The sequence below is a fragment of the Cutibacterium acnes genome (assembly GCF_003030305.1).
Classification (GTDB): domain Bacteria; phylum Actinomycetota; class Actinomycetes; order Propionibacteriales; family Propionibacteriaceae; genus Cutibacterium; species Cutibacterium acnes.
Genome location: NZ_CP023676.1, coordinates 1,084,477 through 1,104,925 on the forward strand (window position 1 = coordinate 1,084,477; position 20,449 = coordinate 1,104,925).

Annotated in this window: 13 protein-coding genes and 2 pseudogenes; 10 read left to right on the forward strand and 5 right to left on the reverse strand. The window is 59.7% G+C overall.

Annotation, left to right across the window (positions count from 1 at the left end):
* Positions 1-15 precede the first annotated feature (15 nt).
* Complete coding sequence (locus CPA42_RS05480) at positions 16-690, reverse strand: LexA family protein (protein WP_002519005.1); 675 nt, start codon at positions 688-690, stop codon at positions 16-18.
* A 267-nt stretch (positions 691-957) separates the two neighbouring features.
* Here CPA42_RS05480 and CPA42_RS05485 point away from each other — a divergent pair, with 267 nt between their 5' ends.
* The 5 genes and pseudogenes from CPA42_RS05485 to CPA42_RS05505 all read left to right on the forward strand — a co-directional run bounded on the left by CPA42_RS05485 (position 958) and on the right by CPA42_RS05505 (position 7,003).
* Entirely contained in the window at positions 958-1,308 is a 351-nt protein-coding gene (locus CPA42_RS05485; protein WP_002515671.1) for a hypothetical protein, read from the forward strand.
* Positions 1,309-1,532: 224 nt separating this feature from the next.
* Positions 1,533-2,039 carry a transcriptional regulator NrdR gene (gene nrdR, locus CPA42_RS05490; protein WP_002517883.1) on the forward strand — a complete coding sequence of 169 codons (507 nt, stop codon included), beginning with the start codon at positions 1,533-1,535 and terminating at the stop codon, positions 2,037-2,039.
* Positions 2,040-2,120: 81 nt separating this feature from the next.
* Entirely contained in the window at positions 2,121-4,973 is a 2,853-nt protein-coding gene (locus tag CPA42_RS05495; protein WP_002515591.1) for a vitamin B12-dependent ribonucleotide reductase, read from the forward strand.
* 160 nt (positions 4,974-5,133) lie between these two features.
* Positions 5,134-6,065: pseudogene (locus tag CPA42_RS05500) on the forward strand (T3SS (YopN, CesT) and YbjN peptide-binding chaperone 1).
* A gap of 83 nt (positions 6,066-6,148) precedes the next feature.
* A complete protein-coding gene (locus tag CPA42_RS05505; RefSeq protein ID WP_002515626.1) occupies positions 6,149-7,003 on the forward strand; it encodes a universal stress protein in 855 nt (284 codons plus the stop codon).
* A 63-nt stretch (positions 7,004-7,066) separates the two neighbouring features.
* Here the strand turns inward: CPA42_RS05505 and CPA42_RS13130 are convergent, their stop codons facing one another.
* The gene (locus CPA42_RS13130; protein ID WP_002524243.1) at positions 7,067-7,360 is read right to left on the reverse strand and encodes a hypothetical protein; all 294 of its coding nucleotides are present in this window, start codon (positions 7,358-7,360) and stop codon (positions 7,067-7,069) included.
* A 77-nt stretch (positions 7,361-7,437) separates the two neighbouring features.
* On the opposite strand from CPA42_RS13130, the gene hrpA reads away from it, so the two are divergent.
* Together hrpA and CPA42_RS05520 are read left to right on the forward strand one after the other, a co-directional pair.
* Positions 7,438-11,523: an ATP-dependent RNA helicase HrpA gene (hrpA, locus tag CPA42_RS05515; protein WP_002515567.1), complete on the forward strand. Its 4,086-nt coding sequence runs from the start codon at positions 7,438-7,440 to the stop codon at positions 11,521-11,523.
* Between the two features lie 163 nt (positions 11,524-11,686).
* The gene (locus CPA42_RS05520; protein WP_002515462.1) at positions 11,687-12,583 is read left to right on the forward strand and encodes an acyl-CoA thioesterase; all 897 of its coding nucleotides are present in this window, start codon (positions 11,687-11,689) and stop codon (positions 12,581-12,583) included.
* A gap of 56 nt (positions 12,584-12,639) precedes the next feature.
* On the opposite strand, the gene CPA42_RS05525 is transcribed toward CPA42_RS05520, so the two are convergent.
* Positions 12,640-13,578, reverse strand: coding sequence for a sigma-70 family RNA polymerase sigma factor (locus CPA42_RS05525; RefSeq protein WP_002515632.1), 939 nt, complete (start codon positions 13,576-13,578; stop codon positions 12,640-12,642).
* A 331-nt stretch (positions 13,579-13,909) separates the two neighbouring features.
* Here CPA42_RS05525 and CPA42_RS05530 point away from each other — a divergent pair, with 331 nt between their 5' ends.
* Positions 13,910-15,445 carry an RNA polymerase sigma factor gene (locus CPA42_RS05530; RefSeq protein ID WP_002519002.1) on the forward strand — a complete coding sequence of 512 codons (1,536 nt, stop codon included), beginning with the start codon at positions 13,910-13,912 and terminating at the stop codon, positions 15,443-15,445.
* 72 nt (positions 15,446-15,517) lie between these two features.
* Here CPA42_RS05530 and CPA42_RS05535 read toward each other — a convergent pair whose 3' ends face one another.
* Positions 15,518-18,091, reverse strand: a complete 2,574-nt coding sequence (locus CPA42_RS05535) for a glycoside hydrolase family 2 protein (RefSeq protein WP_002515559.1) — start codon at positions 18,089-18,091, stop codon at positions 15,518-15,520.
* Between the two features lie 105 nt (positions 18,092-18,196).
* Here CPA42_RS05535 and CPA42_RS05540 point away from each other — a divergent pair, with 105 nt between their 5' ends.
* The gene (locus tag CPA42_RS05540; RefSeq protein ID WP_002519001.1) at positions 18,197-18,805 is read left to right on the forward strand and encodes a TetR/AcrR family transcriptional regulator; all 609 of its coding nucleotides are present in this window, start codon (positions 18,197-18,199) and stop codon (positions 18,803-18,805) included.
* On the opposite strand, the gene CPA42_RS05545 is transcribed toward CPA42_RS05540, so the two are convergent.
* The gene (locus tag CPA42_RS05545) at positions 18,749-19,912 is read right to left on the reverse strand and encodes an alpha/beta hydrolase (protein WP_002515456.1); all 1,164 of its coding nucleotides are present in this window, start codon (positions 19,910-19,912) and stop codon (positions 18,749-18,751) included. The two genes, CPA42_RS05540 and CPA42_RS05545, sit on opposite strands and share 57 nt — an antisense overlap.
* 169 nt (positions 19,913-20,081) lie before the next feature.
* Here CPA42_RS05545 and CPA42_RS05550 point away from each other — a divergent pair.
* Positions 20,082-20,336 (forward strand): annotated as a pseudogene (locus tag CPA42_RS05550) (GNAT family N-acetyltransferase); the annotation flags it as partial.
* Positions 20,337-20,449 lie beyond the last annotated feature (113 nt).

The following is a 20,449-nucleotide window of genomic DNA, read 5'->3' on the forward strand; positions in this document are numbered from 1 at the left end:
GTTTATTGGGCCGCTTTAGAGTCGTCTCAGCAAGGACACAGCCTGACCCAGCAGAGAAGCATCATCGAGATTGATTGGTGAGTGGGTAGGGTTGGATGCCAACAGCCATCGCCGTCCCGAGACGTTGGATAAAGTGCGAACGACGGTCGTTCCGCCCGCTGTGGCTGCTACGAGGTATGTCTCAGGTGGATCGTCGGGCAGATCGCTTACCGATATACGTCGCACCACTACAAGATCTCCGGAGTGGATATCGGGAGACATTCCGTCGTCGCGGACGATGATCACTGCGTGCTCGCCGTGACTTAGAAGCTGAGGTGGCACCGCGATGACGGTTTCATCGTGTTCTTCGTTACTCGGATTGAGGAGTTTGACTTGAAAGGCTTGCGGTCCGTGCGGATCGCTGGACTCGACGGTTTCTTCGACCACCTCGAGGGTGCCATTGGTTCGACGTAGCAGCCCTAGATCGATGAGGGACGAAATACGCCGCTGGACTGTTGATGTGCTCGCAGCTCCTGTCATCTCAGCAAGGGCGCGAACTGTTGGGGCTTTGCCGTCGCGACGCAGCCCTTCCTTGACGGCTGCCAAGACTTCGCGTTCCTTGGCAGAGGGCTCACGGGTATTCGTGAACGGAACAGCCGACGAGACGGCGGCCGGGTCCGAGGTATCGGTTCCGGGCGTATCGGTGATCATGGCAGTCACGGTATAGGGCAGCTACGACAGTTTCCCCATCAGTGGCGTTTTGGCTCCGTGCGAGGAGTGTGGGGGCAAAAACTGGGCACCTAATCCGCTCTGACTAGGTTGTTCTCCTCGTGTTCCATGGTTATGACGGCGAACTTGTCGGTTCGGGGGAATGTCATTGATGACACCGGCGGACCTTTGGCCGCCGGACCCTCCCCGGGATATCTCCCGGGGCCGCTGACGGGAGCGGATGGCTCTCGTCGACAGAGAGGTGATCCGATGAGTGCTCAGACGTACGAGTGGTATATCGAGACGACGTCCAGTCGCCGAGGTGACCTGGTCGTCGGACCGTGGCAGGATGAGTTGGCCGAACCGGTGGTCGTTATCGATCGACGGGAATTGATGGCGGGACGCCCTAGCGCTACTGCGCGCCGTAAGTCCCTTCACAACCGGTTCTGGGATGCTGCTGTGCTGGCAACTATCGCTGTCATGATCGTCGGGGTGATTCTCGCCCTAGGGCGCATCGGCCAGATGTGGCAAGGGGATCCTGCCAGTGGGCATGAGGATCATATGGGCGTTGTCCAGGTTGACGCGCATCAACCTGGGGCACCCTCCGATGCCAGATCCTGACGAGGGGCCGGTCGCAGGGGCGTTCGTCTTCGGCGTGTCGCGCGTGGCGACTTGACGCACGGTCCAGCATCGTCCTCGAAAAATCATCCTTGAATACCAGATGTTGTGGCAGGTAGTTTCATGATCCCTATAAGTTGTGTTTTTGGCCCCAGTTAGGAGTAGTCTTCCAGAGCGACGGTAAGCCAGCTGTTCGGAACCTCGTGAGGTTGGGGAAGGAGGCGATGATGCGCTGCCCGTTCTGTCAGCATGATGACTCTCGAGTCCTGGATTCGCGGGTATGCGAAGACGGTACTGCGATCCGTCGGAGGCGGCAGTGCCCGATGTGTGAACGACGGTTTACGACCATCGAACGCATGCAGATGACAGTTCACAAGCGCAACGGCATCGAGGAGCCCTTCTCCCGTGACAAGGTGATCCGTGGTGTGCGCAACGCATGCAAGGGACGCCCGGTCACAGATGCCGATCTAGCTTTGCTGGGACAACGCGTCGAGGACGGTCTACGGGCCCGAGGAGTCGCGGAGATACCCAGCGAGGAAATCGGGTTGGCGATCTTGGGGCCACTGCGTGAACTTGATTCCATCGCTTACCTGAGGTTTGCCAGCGTTTACTTGAACTACAACACCATCGAGGACTTCGCTACTGAGATTGATCGGTTGCGCGACGAATCCTCCGATAAAACGAAGTCCTCGAGTCGTAAACGGCTTTCAAAGCAGGACGAGCCACTGTTCTGACGAGCTGTGTGCCGAGCGTGCCACAGTTCGCACTAAGTACCGACACCAACCACCCGTATCACTGAAAATTCAGAGGGAGCCATGACTGAGACCAAGTCCGCACCACGCAGGACGAGCCGCTCTAAGGGGCTGCACGTTGAGCGCATCTTCAGCACTGAAGGTGTTCATCCTTATGACGAGGTGACCTGGGAACGCCGTGATGTCGTGCAAACGAACTGGCGTACCGGCGATGTGGTCTTTGAGCAGCGCGGGGTCGAGTTCCCCGACTTCTGGAGCGTTAACGCCTCGACCATCGTTACCAATAAGTATTTCCGTGGTGCTCTAGGTACCCCGGCCCGCGAGGATAGCCTCAAGACCCTCATCGACCGAGTCGTCAATACCTATGTGACCACTGGGCGTAAGAACGGTTATTTCGCGTCTGATGACGACGCCAAGGTCTTTGGCGAGGAACTGACCTGGTTATTGGTGCACCAGTACTTCAGCTTCAACTCCCCGGTGTGGTTCAACGTCGGTACCACGAGTCCCCAACAGGTTAGCGCTTGCTTCATTCTTTCGGTGGATGACTCGATGGAGTCGATCCTCAATTGGTACCGAGAAGAAGGATTCATCTTTAAAGGTGGTTCTGGTGCTGGTCTCAATATTTCTCGTATCCGTTCCTCGAAGGAACTACTGAGCTCCGGTGGTACGGCTTCTGGTCCAGTCTCCTTTATGCGTGGTGCTGATGCTTCAGCGGGAACCATCAAATCAGGCGGCGCCACTCGTCGTGCTGCCAAGATGGTCGTCCTTGACATCGATCACCCCGATATCGAAGAGTTCATCGAGACCAAGGCGCGCGAGGAGGACAAGATTCGTGCTCTGCGCGATGCCGGGTTCGACATGGACCTGGGCGGGCGCGACATCGTCAGCGTTCAGTATCAGAACGCCAACAACTCGGTGCGTGTCTCCGACGCCTTCATGGCCGCTGTTGAGCACGGTAAGCCCTTCGGTCTGATGTCCCGCACCGAGCCTGACAAGGTGCTTGACACCGTTGACGCCAAGGAACTTTTTGGCAAGATTGCTCAGGCTGCTTGGGAGTGCGCCGATCCCGGCTTGCAATATGACGACACCATCAATGCCTGGCATACCACCCCGAATTCCGGACGGATCAACGCGTCCAACCCGTGCTCGGAGTACATGAGCCTAGACAATTCCTCATGTAACTTGGCTAGCCTTAACCTGCTGAAGTTCCTCGACGAAAATGACCATTTCGACGTCGAGAAATTCACCAGAGCTGTTGAACTCGTCATCACCGCAATGGATATCTCCATTTGCTTTGCTGACTTCCCGACTGAGGCCATTAGTAAGACGACACGTAACTTCCGTCAGCTCGGTATCGGATATGCCAACCTGGGCGCCCTTCTCATGGCGCTGGGCCTGGGTTACGACTCGGATGGTGGACGTGCCCTCGCAGCTGCCATCACGTCCCTCATGACTGGCGTCTCCTACCGGCGTTCCGCTGAACTGGCTGCCATCGTCGGTCCCTATGGCGGATACTCCGAAAACGCTGAGCCACATCAGGCAGTCATGGCTAGGCATCGTGATGCCAACCGTCAGGTTCACCCTTTGCACAACAATGACACCGCTGTCTTGACCGCCGCCAAGGCAGAGTGGGACAAGGTCGTCAAGCTCGGGCATACCAATGGTTTCCGCAATGCCCAAGCGTCCGTTCTTGCCCCGACTGGCACCATTGGCTTCATGATGGACTGCGATACCACCGGTATCGAACCAGACTTCTCGCTGGTCAAGTTCAAGAAGATGGTCGGCGGCGGCTCGATGCAGATCGTCAACCAGACGGTGCCGCGTGCCCTCAAGAACCTCGGCTACACCCCCGAGCAGGCTGAGAAGATCGTCGCCTACATCGCCGACAACGGTTCGGTCGTTGGTGCTCCTGATCTCGATGAGGCCCACTACGAGGTTTTCGATTGCGCTATGGGTACCCGGTTCATCGCCCCGATGGGTCACGTACGGATGATGGCTGCCGTTCAGCCCTTCCTGTCCGGTGCTATCTCTAAGACTGTCAACCTGCCGGAGTCTTCTACGGTTGAGGATATCGCCGGGGTTTACATGGAGGGTTGGAAGCTTGGCCTCAAGGCTCTGGCTGTCTACCGCGACAACTGTAAGGTCGGTCAGCCTCTCTCTGAGGCCAAGAAAAAGGAAGAGGAAGAGAAGGCCGAGCCGGAAGTTCGCATCGAGTACCGCCCGCGTCGTCAGCGTCTACCGAAGTCGCGCATGGGCCGCACCACCAGCTTCCAGGTCGCAGGAGCCGGCGGTTACCTCACTACTGGCGCTTACGACTCCGGGCGCTTGGGCGAGATCTTCCTCAAGCTTGGTAAGCAGGGATCCACCCTTGCCGGTGTTATGGACGCTTTTTCTATCGCGGTGTCTATCGGCTTGCAATATGGCGTGCCGCTGGAATCCTTCGTTCAAAAGTTCTCCAACCTCAAGTTTGAGCCAGCTGGCATGACCGACGACCCCGATATTCGGATCTCCTCGTCGATCATTGACTATGTCTTCCGTCGTCTGGCCCTCGACTACCTTGACTTTGATGAGCGTGCCGAGCTGGGTATTTACACCGCTGCCGAGCGTGCTCGCTATGTCCAGACGGGTTCTTACCTGTCTGATGAGGAGGATGAGCTTATCGACTCTGAGACCCTCAAGGACACGCCGGCCGACCGCGTCCGGGTGCATGAAGACGGAGCTAACCAGCCCGGTCTTTTCGCAACTCAGGAGGCGGTCGAGCAGATTGGTGAGGCACACACCAGTGCTGAGCTTCTCGAAGAGCAGATCGGTCGTGAAGTTGACGCCCCCCTGTGCTTGACTTGCGGGACGAAGATGCGTCCCTCGGGATCGTGCTACGTCTGCGAGGGGTGCGGTTCAACTAGCGGCTGTAGCTGATGACGCTATGAGCGGGGGCGGGGCGGGTGCTACGCCCCCGCTGTTGTGTCCCACGCCACGTGTGGTCCATAACGGCTGCCAGAGGCTGATAGCTATGCGTTGGATGGCAGGATCGTGAGAGGCAGCTGCAGATAGCGGCGCGACCTACTAGGTTGGAACCATGGACGAGCCACCAGACTTTGCGTTCGATCTGGATCGCAGCACAGCGCAGGCGTGGGACCAGTTCGCCGAGCGTCTGGCGGAGGTCGTCTCTGTTATTGACGACGACGGCGAACTAACGATCTCAACCCTGTCCGCGCGCACCGACACGGCTCCCTTTATACGCTTCGTGCAAGATGATCCTGGTTGCAGCGACGATACCGCGATGATTCTTGCCGAAGCATCCAGCAATAACTGTTTACCGGAGAGTGCATGCCTTACGTCGGGCCAGCTTGACGGCCTGAGATCCCTAGGATGGCAGGCCCCTGGAACCTGCAAGGTCCACCAAACCGATAACTACTGGGTGTACCGCAGTCAGGACGATTCTGAGCAACTTGCCGAATTGACAGTAACGACTTTGCGTGACATTTTCGGTGTTCCCCATCCAGTGTTTCTGGCCCCCGACCAGCTTGCGGAGATTTTGCAGCCTGAGCTTCCGTTGTCGCCTACAGAGGCGGCTAGCGTCCCCGCCATCATGCCAGTAGACAAAGATCACCTCGACCGTCTCGTTGCTGATGAGTTGTCCCACATGTTTGGCCATCCGGCCATCCGCGATAGCGAGGGCGACTTTGCTATCCGAGTAGGGACGTGCATGGTCTTCGTACGTACCACCCCCGATGCCTCGGAATTGTTGCTTTTTGCTGCTCTCGTCCATGACGTTGAGGGGCGTTCTCGTGCCGTTGAGGTACTCAATGACCTCAATGTGCAATCCCGCTACGGGCGTTTCGCCCTTCATCAAGATCGAGTGTTCGTGACGATGTCGGTGATGGCCCGCCCTTTCGTCGCCGCGCATCTTCACCAGGCCGTCTCCATCATGTCCCGACTGGCCGATGGGCTGGACAACGAATTGGCCCGCAAATGCGGGGGAGAACCACTTTTGAAGAGGGCTCCTGACCGGACTCCCTTTGTCTCAGGGCAAATGGTGGGACAATGTGACAAGGGCCAACGCCTTTGATGTCTCACTGAGGAGGACCACCATGACTGACGACCGAACCTCATCGAAGGCTCAACGCACTGTCATCATCGTCGGAGTCGATGGCTCCGAGGACGGCCTACGTGCCGCCCGTTACGCCGCAGGATCAGCGATCAAGAGAGATGCTGATCTTATTGTCCTTCACGCCGTTGATGACGCTGCCGTTGCGGGCGCCTGGGGAGTCGTCTATGACCCGACCGCTCTGCAGGATGCCGGTCAGGTCGTTGTTGATGACGCCATCCATGTTGCGACTGAGCGGGGGATGGACCCCGATCGGATCTCTGGAGAGGTCGTCTTGGGTAACCCGGCGGCCATTCTGGCCGATCGCAGCGCCGATGCCCAGCTCGTTGTGCTCGGCCGTCGCGCTACCTCGGGTCTGGAGCGTATGTTCGTCGGGTCGACATCTGTGGCTGTGGCGGGCATGTCGGCAGCGCCCGTCGTGGTCATCTCCCGCGCTTCGACCCCGGATCCGACTGGTGGCAAGAAATGTGTTGCGGTCGCGGTCGGCCCCCAGAGCGTAGGAACTGCAGCTGTCGGATTCGGATTCGCTGAAGCTGACCACCGTGGCTGCAAGCTGCTCGCAGTGACGGTTCCTGGTAACGACTCCGAAGAGGTGCACGACGAGGCCCTCAAACGACTCAACGAGGTCGTCAAGCCGCTCGCTAATAAGCATCCCCATGTCGAGGTCGAGACCCGCGTGCTGTCCGGAGAACCCGTCGACGCCTTAGTCGACCTCTCGGGCAACGTTGACCTCCTCGTGATTGGTATGAAGAAGCACCCGATTTTGGGCTGGACCGCAGGTGGTGTCAGTCGCGCCATCATGGCGCACGCTCAGTCGCCGCTGGCTATCTGCCACTGATATCGAGCTGCTGGCCTGCTGTTCTCGTCGCGTCGGCGGCTTCAGGACGCGTTCGCCTGCGTTTCACCGTCGTCTACAACACCATGTACTGACGTTGAGGAAACAGTCGTCTGGCGTGTCTGCGGATCTCTCGCTGTCGGCCATGGTCGTCATAGTGCAGCCAGGTTCGAGACAGCCGGATATGCCGCGCGTGGTGACACTAAGATCACGCCGAACACCGGGATCGACGAAGGCACCGTCCCTGAACCCCTGTGGAGACCTGATCGGTGAAGTATCCCCGCCTACGAGCCGAATTGCGAAAGCTACCGGCGGTTGGCCAGGTGCGTAGGCATTGGCAAGATTGCCAACCGAATCCACACAGACGGAGATCTTCTCGGCTTGATAACGGCTAGTGGTCGCCGAGTGTTGGAAGCCCCGCATAGACTAAACCGGTCATGCCTAATTCACGACTGGAAGGTGAGCTGCCTGGTGGGGGAGTCGTCACCTTCGACACTGACCTTCCGATAGCGGCACACGCCGACGAGATTGCCGACCTCATCAAGCACCACCAAGTCGTGGTGGTGGCAGGCGAGACCGGTTCGGGAAAGACGACCCAGCTGCCCAAGATCTGCCTGGCCTTGGGACGTCGTCAGATTGCCCATACCCAGCCCCGACGGATCGCCGCGCGCAGCGTCGCAGAACGAGTTGCCGAGGAAATGGGGGTCGAGCTGGGGGAACAGGTCGGCTATCAAGTGCGCTTCACCCGGCGCGCTTCCTCCGACACCGCACTGACTGTCATGACTGACGGAGTACTGCTTGCTGAGATTTCCCATGATCGCGACTTGTGCGCCCATGACACCATCATTATTGACGAGGCTCACGAGCGCAGCCTCAATATCGACTTCTTGCTGGGTTACCTGAAACAGTTGCTGCCACGACGTCCAGACCTCAAAGTCATCATCACCTCGGCCACTATCGACACCACCAGGTTTTCCGCCCACTTCGACGACGCGCCAGTTATTGAGGTCTCGGGGCGCACGTACCCCGTTGAGGTGCGTTATCGCCCGCTGGATCCCTCTGAGCAAATCCGCCCCGATGACGAAGATGACATTGACGACGAAGATGAGCTCCTCCATCGTCCATCAGCCCCGTCCCTGACGAGCCCGGATGACGAGGTTGTCGACCAAGTCACCGGTATCTGCCGGGCGGTCCAGGAACTTTGCCGCGAGGAGAGCGGTGACATCCTGGTATTCCTAGCTGGTGAGCAGGAGATCCGCGAGACCGCCGAGGCGCTGGCGGACCTCAATCTGTCTAACACCGAAGTCCTGCCACTCTTTGCCCGCCTGTCGGCCGCAGAACAGCATCGGGTTTTCACTCCGCATACCGGACGACGGATCGTGCTGGCCACCAACGTCGCCGAGACCTCCCTGACCGTGCCTGGAATCCGCTACGTCATTGATCCGGGAACTGCCCGTATCTCGCGGTACTCGGTGCGCACCAAGGTCCAGCGCCTGCCTATCGAGCCGGTCTCCCAGGCCAGCGCCAACCAGCGCGCCGGACGATGTGGCCGCGTGGCACCGGGCATCTGCATCCGGCTGTATTCCCAGACCAGTTTCGAGTCTCGTCCCGAATTCACCGAGCCGGAGATCCTGCGCACCAATTTAGCCGCGGTCATCCTCCAGATGGCCCAGGCCAGGCTCGGAGCCATCACCGACTTTCCTTTCGTCGAAGCCCCGGACCGCTCCCGGATCAATGACGGAATCCGGCTCCTCGACGAACTAGGAGCTCTCAAACCGGGACACCGTGACGCTCCGCGCCTAACAAAGATCGGACACCAGCTGGCCCGGGTGCCATTGGACCCACGGCTGGGACGTATGCTCCTTGAAGGAGCGAGGCAAGGTAGCCTGGCCGAGGTCTTGGTCATCGTCGCGGCTCTATCGATTCGCGACGTCCGGGAGCGTCCCGCAGACAAGCGCGAGGAGGCCGACGCTTTTCATCGCCGTTTTGCCACCGAAGCCAACCTACTGCAGACCCTCCAAGCGGCCGACAACACCGATAACAACCAGGTGGGGGATTGGTCTCAGGTCCGCCGCCAGCATATTCACCAGGAGGCCGCCAACACTGCTAAACCAGGACCTCCGGCACGTCATACCCCGCACACCAGGGGGAAGATCTCCCCACGCCCCCAGGCGGGCGGCATTGACGAGGGTGGCGACATCATGGCCATCCACCGGCTATGGCGTTACCTGCGCCACCAGCGTCGTCAAATGGGGTCCTCAGCCTTCCGCCGAATGTGTCGGGCCGAGTACATCAACTATCTGCGGGTGCGTGAGTGGGACGATTTGCACGGCCAACTCCGCCAGATCGCCAAGGAACTGCACCTGGAGGTCAACCGCACCTCAGCCCCAACCGACCGGGTTCTTGTTGCCCTACTCTCGGGACTGTTGTCTCACATCGGGCTGGTCCAGCTCCGGCAGCCGGCCAAACGGCACGGCCAGCGCCCCGGGCCTCAGGAATACCTCGGTGCTCGCGGCACGAAGTTCGCCATTAATCCCGGATCGCTGCTGGCGCGTAAGTCGCCCGAACTTGTCGTGGCTGTTGAGCTCGTGGAGACCTCTCGGCTGTGGGCCAGGACAGTTGCCGCCGTCCAGCCCGAGTGGGTGGAGGAGGTTGCGGGCCCTCTCATCAGGCGTTCCTGGGCGGTTCCGCATTGGGCAGCATCAACAGCGTCAGTGGTCGCTACTGAGCGTGGCACCCTCTTTGGGGTGCCGTTATGGGCTGACCGTCGCGTCACCTATGGCCGCATCGATCCGGTGGCGTCCCGACAGATTTTTATCCGTTCGGCTCTCGTAGAGCGGAACTGGCGATCCGATCATGGATTCCTCAAACACAACGATCGAGTTCGCGACGAGGCCGCAGATCTTGAGGAGCGCAGTCGTCAGCGCGACCTGGTAGCCGACGACGACGCCATCTTCGCTTTTTACGACCGTCGGATTCCTGACGGGATCGTCTCTGGTTCCCATTTCGACGCTTGGTGGCGTCGGGTGCAAGACCGTCACCAGCTTGACTTGTCGATCGACGATCTCGTCGACTCCGGCTCCGTAGACGCCGACGCTTTCCCTGACCACTGGAAAGTCGGAAACCTCGAACTTCCAGTGCGCTACGTTTTTGAGCCGGGATCCGGGCACGACGGCGTCACCGTCACTATCCCGCTAGCACTGCTCAACCAGGTGCCCACAGCACCGTTCAGCTGGCAGGTGCCAGGCTTGCGCACCGAGTTGGCGACGGAACTCATTCGCGCCCTTCCTAAGCGCATTCGCACTCAACTGGTACCTGCCCCCGACCGTGCCCGAGCGGCGCTAACCTGGCTGGAAGACCACGATGCTGACCGCCACGCCCCCTTCACCAATGAACTCGGACGAGCCCTGAGAACTCTCACCGGGGTCATCATCAACCCTGATGACTGGAATATTGCCGCTATCCCGGCCCATTTGCGGATTGGTTTCGACATTACTGACGCCGAGGGAAGACCTGTCGGTAAGAAATCCAAAAAGAATGGTAAGGACAAACTCAAGGGATCTCAGCCCGCACCCATTGCCCGCTCCGAGGATCTCGACGCCCTGCAGACTGATTTGGCTCCCAAGGTGTCCCAATCTTTGACTAAGGCCGCGGGCCAACCCCAGATCCACGGTGCGAAGGAGTGGACCTTCGACCCAATTCCGAAACGGGTTGATCTGTCGCGCAAGGGCCCTGACGCCGTCGGCTACCCATGCCTGGTCGATGAAGGTGACTCCGTCGGCACCACCGTCCTCGACACTCCTCGTGCCCAGCGCACCAGCCATGCTTCCGGCGTCGTGAAGTTGCTTGTCCTCAACCTTCCTGACCCGACGAAGTGGGTTGTTACGCATATGGATAACGCCACCAAGCTGGCCCTGGCAACGTCTCCGTACCCCAGCGTCCCAGCCTTACTGGCCGATGCCCGTCATAAGGCGGTGGCTTCGGTGGCTCAGGAGAAGGCGGGTGATCTGTCAGGGATTCGCGACAAGAAGACATTCGACGACCTCGCTCTAGTCGTTCGTCAAGACCAGGCCGACCGGATGGCTCGAGTGGTGCGTACTGCTGGCAGGATCCTCAGTCGTGTCGTCGCTGCTCGTCAGGCTCTGGCAACTGTCTCGGATCCGGCGATCCATGCTGACATCGTTGCTCAGATTGATGACCTCGTCTTCGAGAATTTCATTTCGGCCACCCCGGACCCTTGGTATGACGACATGCCGCGCTGGATTCAGGGGGTGAGCGTGCGGATCGAGTCCCTGATGACCAACCCTTCACGCGATCCCCGCCAGATGGCCGAGCTGGAGCCTCTCCTGGCCGACTATGACGCCCTGTGCGAGGAGCAACCGGCTGGAAAACTACCCGCCGAGGTCGAGGAGATTGGGTTCATGCTGGAGGAGTTGCGCGTCCAGTACTTCGCTCAAAAACTCGGTACTCGTGTCAGTGTGTCACCCAAGCGAATTCGTATGGCGATAGCCAAGCTGTCCTAACGTCGTGCACTGGCTATGTGCGCGAGATCCGAGCCTACGCTCGGTCTTTCGCCCTCCCAGTTCTTCCAGGCGCGGATCGATTTCTTCAACCGTTGTTGCTAGTGAGTGCGCCGCCTTGGCGAGAGCTGCCATGACACGTTGCCTGATCTGGCACAGTGGTTAGGTGCCATCGACGACTGCTGAACTGCTTGACCTGCTCGATCTTGAAGACCTCGATCTCGATCTGTTTCGAGGCCGGCAACCACACACGACGTGGCAGCGGACCTTCGGGGGCCAGGTACTGGCTCAGGCTCTGGTTGCTGGTGCCCGCACTATTCCTGAGCGGACCGCCCATTCCATGCACGCGCTGTTCCTACATGCTGGACGCACCGATCTGCCGATGATCTTTGATGTCGAGAGAATTCGTGACGGTCGCACCTTCAGCACTCGCCGTGTCAACGCTCGCCAACACGGTCGGACGATCTTCACCGCGGAACTGTCCTTCAAGAACCGCGAGGACGGCCCGGAGCACTCCGATCCGATGCCGGACTGTCTTCCGGACCCGGATCGCTGTCCGACCCTAGCCCAGGCCCTCGAACAGATGTTCGGGCGACCTATGCCCACCGTCAAGGAGTGGGATGCGCTCGACGTGCGGTTGGCCGGTGACGGATCGCAGCTCGTCGATCCCAACCACGTCACCCACTTGAGTTTGTGGGTACGCACCACCGCGAGCCTTCCTGACGACCGCGTTGTGCAGCGTGCGATCCTCGCCTACATTTCCGATATCAGTCTCATGGCTGGTGCTGTTATGCCACACCTGGGATCGGTGCCATCGGGTATGGTCGTCAATCCGGCATCGCTGGATCACGCCATGTGGTTCCACCGGACTGCCGAGGCCGACTGCTGGATGCTCTACGACCAGGTTTCTCCGAGCGCATCAGGCCTGCTCGGTTTCTCCATGGGCCGACTGATGCAGGATGGCAAACTCATCGCGTCCTGCTGCCAGGAGGGGGTCATGAGGCTGGTAGATGTGAACGACCTCGACGCCTCAGTAACGTTTCCGCTTGGCCGTGGCACGTGATGTCCTCTGAACGCGACGGTGGCCCCGGAAGGGTCCGGAGCCACCGTGTGCAGATGTCAGGCCGCCATCGTGGCGAGGTTACGTTGACGCATGCTGGCTAGGGCAGCACGTTCGATCTGACGCACACGTTCGGCGGTGATTCCCCACACCTTGCCGATGTCGGCAAGCTTGGCTTGGCGTCCATCGACGAGTCCGTAGCGGCGACGCACCACGTCGGCAGAGCGCTCGTCGAGATCGTCAAGGAGCCCTTCAAGTCGACTGCGGTCCTCGGCGTCGAGCACAATGTCGTCAGGACCAGGAGAGGTCTCGCGGGCGATGAGGTCGCCCAGGCTAGTGTCGCCGTCGTCCTCAACCGGAGCGTCGAGAGAGACGTGGTCACGTCCAAAGCGGATGAGCTCGATGACACGCTCCTCGGTGATCTCCAACTCGTCGGCGATTTCGAAGGTTTCGGGCTCGCGACCCAGCTGACGCTCGAGGTTGCGGCGGGCAGCCGACACCTGATTCACCTGTTCAGCGACGTGCACCGGAAGGCGGACGATGCGACCCTGCTGCGCGATGCCTCGGCTGATAGCCTGACGGACCCACCAGGTGGCGTAGGTCGAGAACTTGAATCCCTTGGCGTAGTCGAACTTCTCGACGGCGCGTATGAGCCCGGTATTGCCTTCCTGCACGAGGTCAAGTAACGGCATCTGAGACCGACCGTATTTGCGGGCCACCGACACGACCAGACGCAGGTTAGCGCGCACGAAGTGGGCCAGGGCTTCGTCTCCGTCGGCTGCAATCTGGTGTAGTTCCTTAGTGGTGGTATCCGATGTGGTTTCCGCGTGGCCTTCGAGAATGGCGCGTGCAAACACGCCCGCTTCGATCCGGCGGGCTAACGCAACCTCCTCTGCGGCGTTGAGTAGGGGCGTGCGGGCGATCCCGTCTAGGTAGAGGCCGACTGCGTCCTTACCATCAATGCCATCGGTGGTACGAACCCGGGACTTGGTGTCCATATGCTTCGCCTTTCTCCGTCGGACTGGTTGACACCTATATCAACGTCATAGAGGGTCGAATGTCATCCCTGAGTGGCCGATGAGTGTCTGCGGTCGTGGGTAACATCAGAGGATCAGACTGTGGTCGTACATGGCTGCTCGACGCAGCCATTCCGTGGCAGTAGAAGGGAACTGGTGAGAGCCAGTTTGTGTTAACGCGCGGATGATGCCACAATAAATGCAGGGTCTTGACGCCTCCTGGGCGTCGTATGCCCTTGGGTCTCATGGGGCGGTGATCGTCGATCTTTATGGGCCCATTTGGAGGGGACAGCACTGAAGGACTGGTCAGTCCTTGGAGAGGATACCCGTGTCGACCACCACGTCCAGCACTGCAAACACCGCTGCAGACGAGGAGGCGAAGATAGCCACCGCGAGGAAGAGTACACGTTCCACCTCTGCTAAGACCGGTACGACCGGTCGGGCGAAGAAGACCACTGCGACGAAGGCAAGCCAGTCGTCGGCTCACAAGTCCGCTGGTGGGGCCAAGACTCCCACGGCTAAGTCATCTGGGGCCAAAACCACGACGAAGCCCACCAGCACTAAGACGGCCGCGAAGTCCACCAAGACAGCGGCGAGTAAGACGACGAAGTCTTCGGGTACGAAGACTGTTGGAAACGCGTCGTCCGGTGGTGCCAAAAAGTCGACAACTAAGAGGCGGACCACTAAGGCGAAGAAGGAAACGACCGTCGCCGAAGCCGCATCCGGTGAGGTCGATGTGACCGTGGAGCGCGACGGTGACGACGTTGTGCTGACTATTGGCGGCAAGAAGCGCTCCCTCGACGATGTTGACGAGCGTGACTACGACCCGGCCGAGGCTGCTAAGGACGAGCAGCAGATCAACAAGGAGACCGAGGCGTTCTCCTTGTCTGATAACGATGACGCTGACGAGCCCGAGCAGACCGTCATGGTCGCCGGCGCTACCGCAGATCCCGTTAAGGATTACCTTAAGCAGATCGGCAAAGTAGCTCTGCTCAATGCCGTCGAAGAGGTTGATCTCGCCAAGCGCATTGAGGCCGGTCTGTTTGCCGGCGAGCAGCTAGCCGACCCGGATGCCAAGATCCGGGAGAAGGACCGCGAGGATTACGAGTGGATCGCCGAGGACGGCAAGGTGGCGAAGAACCACCTATTGGAGGCCAACCTCCGTCTGGTCGTCTCCTTGGCTAAGCGTTACACCGGTCGCGGCATGCTCTTCCTTGACCTCATTCAGGAGGGCAACCTCGGTCTCATTCGTGCCGTCGAGAAATTCGACTACACCAAGGGCTACAAATTCTCTACGTACGCGACGTGGTGGATCAAGCAGGCCATTACCCGCGCCATGGCCGACCAGGCTCGTACTATTCGTATCCCTGTGCATATGGTCGAGGTCATCAACAAGCTGGCTCGCGTCCAGCGTCAGATGCTCCAGGACCTAGGTCGTGAGCCCACCCCGGAAGAGCTTGCCAGCGAACTCGATATGACCGCAGAGAAGGTCATTGAGGTGCAGAAATACGGTCGCGAGCCGATCTCGCTGCATACCCCACTGGGTGAGGATGGCGATTCTGAGTTTGGTGACCTTATTGAGGATTCTGAGGCCATCGTGCCAGCAGACGCCGTCAACTTCACCCTGTTGCAGGAGCAGCTGCATGATGTCCTCGATACCTTGTCCGAGCGAGAGGCCGGTGTTGTGTCGATGCGATTCGGCTTGACCGACGGACAGCCCAAGACCCTGGATGAGATCGGCAAGGTCTACGGTGTTACTCGGGAGCGCATCCGCCAGATCGAGTCCAAGACCATGTCGAAACTGCGTCATCCGAGTCGCTCTCAGGTACTGCGCGACTACCTCGACTGAGGATTTAGCAGATGAACGGGGGGTGCCCACTGGGGCGCCCCCCGTCATGTTGAGCCGGTCAGTCCGACGACGTCATCGGTCAACGTCGTCGAGGAAGTGGCGAACTGTGATCTCATCGGGGTCGAACCCTTCGGGAAGACCAGTCACAGTGACGACGGCCTTCGTTCCGGGACGTAGATCAAGGGCTGAGATGTCGGGTCGCGCACCCGGCCACGGCGTCAGAACTCGCACAAAGTAGGCGAACGTCGTCGTTGCCACCGTCACTGTGGCCGTAGTTGGTTCCGTCACGTCTACCTTGACGTCGAGGTGCGCCTCGGGCAAGTTGAGGTCGCCGATGCGTGTCAGGAAGAGTCGGTTAGCAGGCAGAACCGATCCTTCGACCCATATGTAGTGGCTGCCGTTGACGGGGATCTGGGCGCGCGGTACTGACCACACCATCTGGGAGGTGGACGCAGGAACGGATACTTTGACTCGATGTGTCTGGTCGATGCTTCCGTCAAATCCTTCGATTGTGACTGTCACGGTATCGGTGACTCGGGTGGGACGCGCATTGCTGACCCATACCTCCAGTGAATCGTCAGTCAGGCGCAGGATGGACAGCGCCGGGGCGAAGGCTCGAGCTGTAGCGTAGTAGCCCGGCTTGGCCCCGAGGTCGTGGTCGAGCAGGGACCACGTCATTCCAGGCCAAGGTTCATTGAGCTGCCACACTAGGGCGCCAGCGCAGTGAGGCCAACGGCGCCGGTAATGCTCGATGCCGAATTTGAGTCCCTCGGCCTGCACCACCTGGCTGTAGGTGACGTAGGACTGAACCGATGTCGGTTTGCCTACTTCGTAATCAATGAGGGCCATCCCTTTGGCCTTCGGGGTGTCCTTATTACGCGCGAGAAGAATGGGGTCGTCGAGGTTGAGGTGATCATTCCCTAACCACCTGCCGAGGGCGGGTAGGTCAGCACTGGCGTGGATGCCAAACTCGCTAATGAACCGCCCGGTGTCATAGCTATAGCGGTGATAGTGCATGGCTTCGGCAGGGCTGGAATAATCCTCGTGCGTCCCTGCTCCCACGTCCGCGCCATGCCACACTTCCCATGCGTGACGATCACCGGCCCTGGTGCCATTAACGCGAGGGTCGGTGTCAACATCAGTGGCCGGGCTGTTGGCCCAATAGTTCACGGTGGGGCTGTTGCGACGAACCGCCTCAGGCAAGACCTCGTCGAAGATCTCGGATCCCCATGGGCCCGGGTTAAGATTATTCCAGACCGCCTGGTGCATGGCCTGCACCTCATTGCCTCCAGCCCACAGCGCCAGACTCGGATGATTAGCGAGACGGCGGGTTTGATAGTCAGCCTCGGTACGGACCTCGGACATGAACTCTTCATCGTCGCCGGGATAGTCAATGCAGGCGAACATAAAGTCGTGCCACACGAGGATGCCGTATTCGTCACAGGCAGTCATGAAGGCGTCGGAAGCGTAGACACCGCCGCCCCAGACGCGCACCATCGTCATATTGGCATCGCGGCAGGCTCGGACAAGGTCGTGATCCTGCTGGGGAGTCACCGATCCCGGCAGCATCGACTGCGGGACCAGATTGGCGCCACGGGCAAAGACTGGCACGCCATTGATAATGAACGTGAAGTGACGGGCAGGCCCGTCGATTTCGGGATCGTCTGTGTCGGGGGAGCAGTCCACCTCGATGGTGCGGATACCTGCCATGCCGGAATCAGTAGCGATCGTGTTGGCGTCCTTATCGCAGATCTTGATGTCGACCTGGTAGAGGGAAGGCTTGCCCAGGTCATGGGTCCACCACAGTTGCGGGTTATCCAGCTGGAGATCCACGGTGGCTGAACCATGTTTGAATTGGGCGTGTCCACTGACGCGATCACCATCTGGCGAAGTGAGGGTGACATCAACGGTACAGGGTGCAGGGCCGTCGTGGTGGACAGTGGACACCACGACGTTGACGTCTGCACTGTCGCCGTCACCGATGGCCATCGTGTCGACGTGATGGCTCACCTCGATCGGTGAACGACGGGTCAACTCCACGGGACCCGTCAGGCCGATCGAGGGGATACGGGGAGCAAAATCCCATCCCCACGAGAACATGCCTTTACGGCGTCGAGTCGCGGCCAGATCGAGGGTGAGAATCCCCGAGCCAGGCTCGGCGTCCAGGTTCTGAGGGGCCGCGGCATTAAGGAAGTCACTGACGGCGTTGACCATAGCTCTCGTGGCTGGCGGCTCGGCCAGGCCATCTAATGGCGGTGCGAAGCGGATGAGTACTTTGGCTTTGTTGGCGTCGATGGGCGGAAGCGTAACCTGGAAGGGTCGGTACTGGTTGGCATGACGACCGACGTGGTGTCCGTTGACCCAGATGTCTGCAACGGTATCGACGCCGGTCAGGGTCAATACGAGCGGATCGTCTCCCGCCGGGATCGGCACCGTTCCGCGATACCACCAGGCGCGATCCTCCACCCAACGACAGTCTTTTTCGTGATCCTCTACATATGGATGAGCGATGATCCCAGCCGCTATCAGGGTTTCGTGCACTCCTCCTGGCACCACCGCCTCGATCCACTCGTGGGTATCTGCGGCTAATCCGACAGGATCGATGACATTCGGATCGCTAGAGGTCAGCTGGAATGGTGCACTCATGAGGATTCCTTTGGTGGCTCAAAGTACACCTAAAACCTAGCACGACTTGGTATTCGCTGATGGTTGGGGAGGATAACTCTGGGATTTCCTCCTAAGGTTGGGTCCATGGCAGTGACGACGAAGAGCCTCACCCGACGTGGACCATACGCTAAGGGGGTTGCTCGTAGGGCTGAGATTCTTGACGTCGCTCTGCGGCTCTATGGCGCAAGTTCGGGGGAGCGGCCCACACTGGCCGCCATCGCTGCCGAAGTTGGGCTCACGGAGGCAGGCGTTCTGCACTACTTCGGATCGATGGACGAATTATTCGTGGCGATTCTTGAAGCTCGTGACGCTCACGCGGTCGATGCTGGTGGCCTCACCGACCCTGACCATGTGTGGGCATACTTGGCTCAGACGACCCGCACTCCGGGGCTGACCAAGCTCTTTGTCGACATGAGTGTGGCCGCCGCCGATCCCTATCACCCGGCCCATACTTTCATGGAGCGACACCGTCAGCGAGTTCACGACGTCGTCAGAATGGCCCTCGGGATCGACGATGAGCAGGCCATCCGACTGGTAGTTGCCGCGGCTGAGGGCTTGCAGATGCGGTGGATACAGAACCAGGCAACTGATATCGCGGGCGATCTTGAGGCGTTAGCTCGAGTACTGACTACTCGCTCAGTGGTCAGTAAGGAAACGTTGCCCAAGGCTCGTGACGACCTGGAATCCCAGTGAGTTGCGCGCCTGGGAATCGAAAGCGTGATTGAGCATCGGTAACTGTACGTGATCGACCCGGACTCCAGCCTGGCGGGCACGATTGACGAATTTCCGCACACTGGATGGCGGAACAAAGGTGTCGTGATTTCCCTGGATCACCATTGTTGGTGGTGCCTGAGGAGTGATCCAGGTGGAACTGTTGACAGCGCGATAACGGTCGGGGAATTGCTTGGGGGTGCCACCGATATACATTTTGGCGGCATTGCCCGCGCTCAGTGTGGTGACCGACTCGACGGTACCGACATCCACCGTTGGATAGAGGGCGAGGACTGACTTCGGGGCCCGTATTGAGCCGCAGGAACTCTTCAACTTTCCACTGGCGGCGCCGTAGGCGAGATTAATGGCCATTCCACCACCAGCGGAATCACCCATGATCGATACCTGTGAAGGGTCGCCACCGAGTTCTTTCACGTGGGACAGGCTCCAGGCCCAGGCACATGCGACCTGTTTTGGGGCGGTATTCCAGGTGGGGTGGCCCTGGGTGGCCAGGGTGTACGAGGGGCGAATGACTAACCAGCCATGATCGGAAAACCATCTCAACGTGGCGGGCATGGTGGCGTCGGTGCTCCATCCTCCACCATGAATGTCGACAAGTACCGGGGCATTGTGGTTATGGGCACGGTAGATCTGGGCCGTCTCGTCAGGGCCGGATCCATACCGGACCGTTTCGTCAGGGTGGTCGGACATCGACGACACCGCAGCTGCCGAGACGACGTTGATACGTCCACCGGCGCGGTCCGTGATCCACGCCGTCGTCGCCGTTGCCGCCACTGGCACGATGAGGGCCATCACCGAGAAGACAACGGCCACCACTCGCAGACCACCTCGTCCCAGAAGAGCGAGGACGAAGGCGATGACGGCGATGACCAGAGCCGGTACAGCCAACGATCCCACCAGAACGGAGGAGATGAAGGTGAGGGCATTGTGTGAGGGGAGGATCGCGGCCACTGACCACGCCAGTACCGGCAGGGTCAGGATCAGCCCGACGAGACCGGAAGTGATGCGTAGCCAGGAATGACGGGAGGTTTTCGTGTCAGCCACGCGTCCACCGTACTCACGGGACATGGTCGATAGGATCTTCGCGCAGGAGGGACCCATGGCTATCAGGATCAGACAGGTTGCTACCGGAGACAGGCCGGCCGTCGCGCGGATGTCCCACGGCGAGTATGTTTGGCTGGCTGTCGACACCGAGTCAGTCGTTGATGGCCTTCTCTAGGTCTTCGGATTCGCCTGGGCCGGGGTGCACCTTGACGAACCTACTCCGCTGGAACTGGAAAGTCTCTACGTCCGTTCTCGTCTGTACGGCACCGGGCTCGGCCAGGCCCTCATGAATACCGTCATCGGCGATTCCCGGGCCTATGTCATGGTCTATCCCGACAACACCCAGGCCAAGGCATTCTACCGCCGTAACGGATTCTCTCCCGATGGTCATCTCGACGATTACCGCGACGAGGATCCGGCCTACGTCCTGGAGTGCTGGATTCGCTGAATCCCCTTGGTTCTTGCTCGCGACAAGCTAGGATAAATTAAATTTATTTATTTCTTGTGTCGATGCGCCACGACGACGTAGTGGGACCGGCTCAGGGGATGACGACCCGGTCC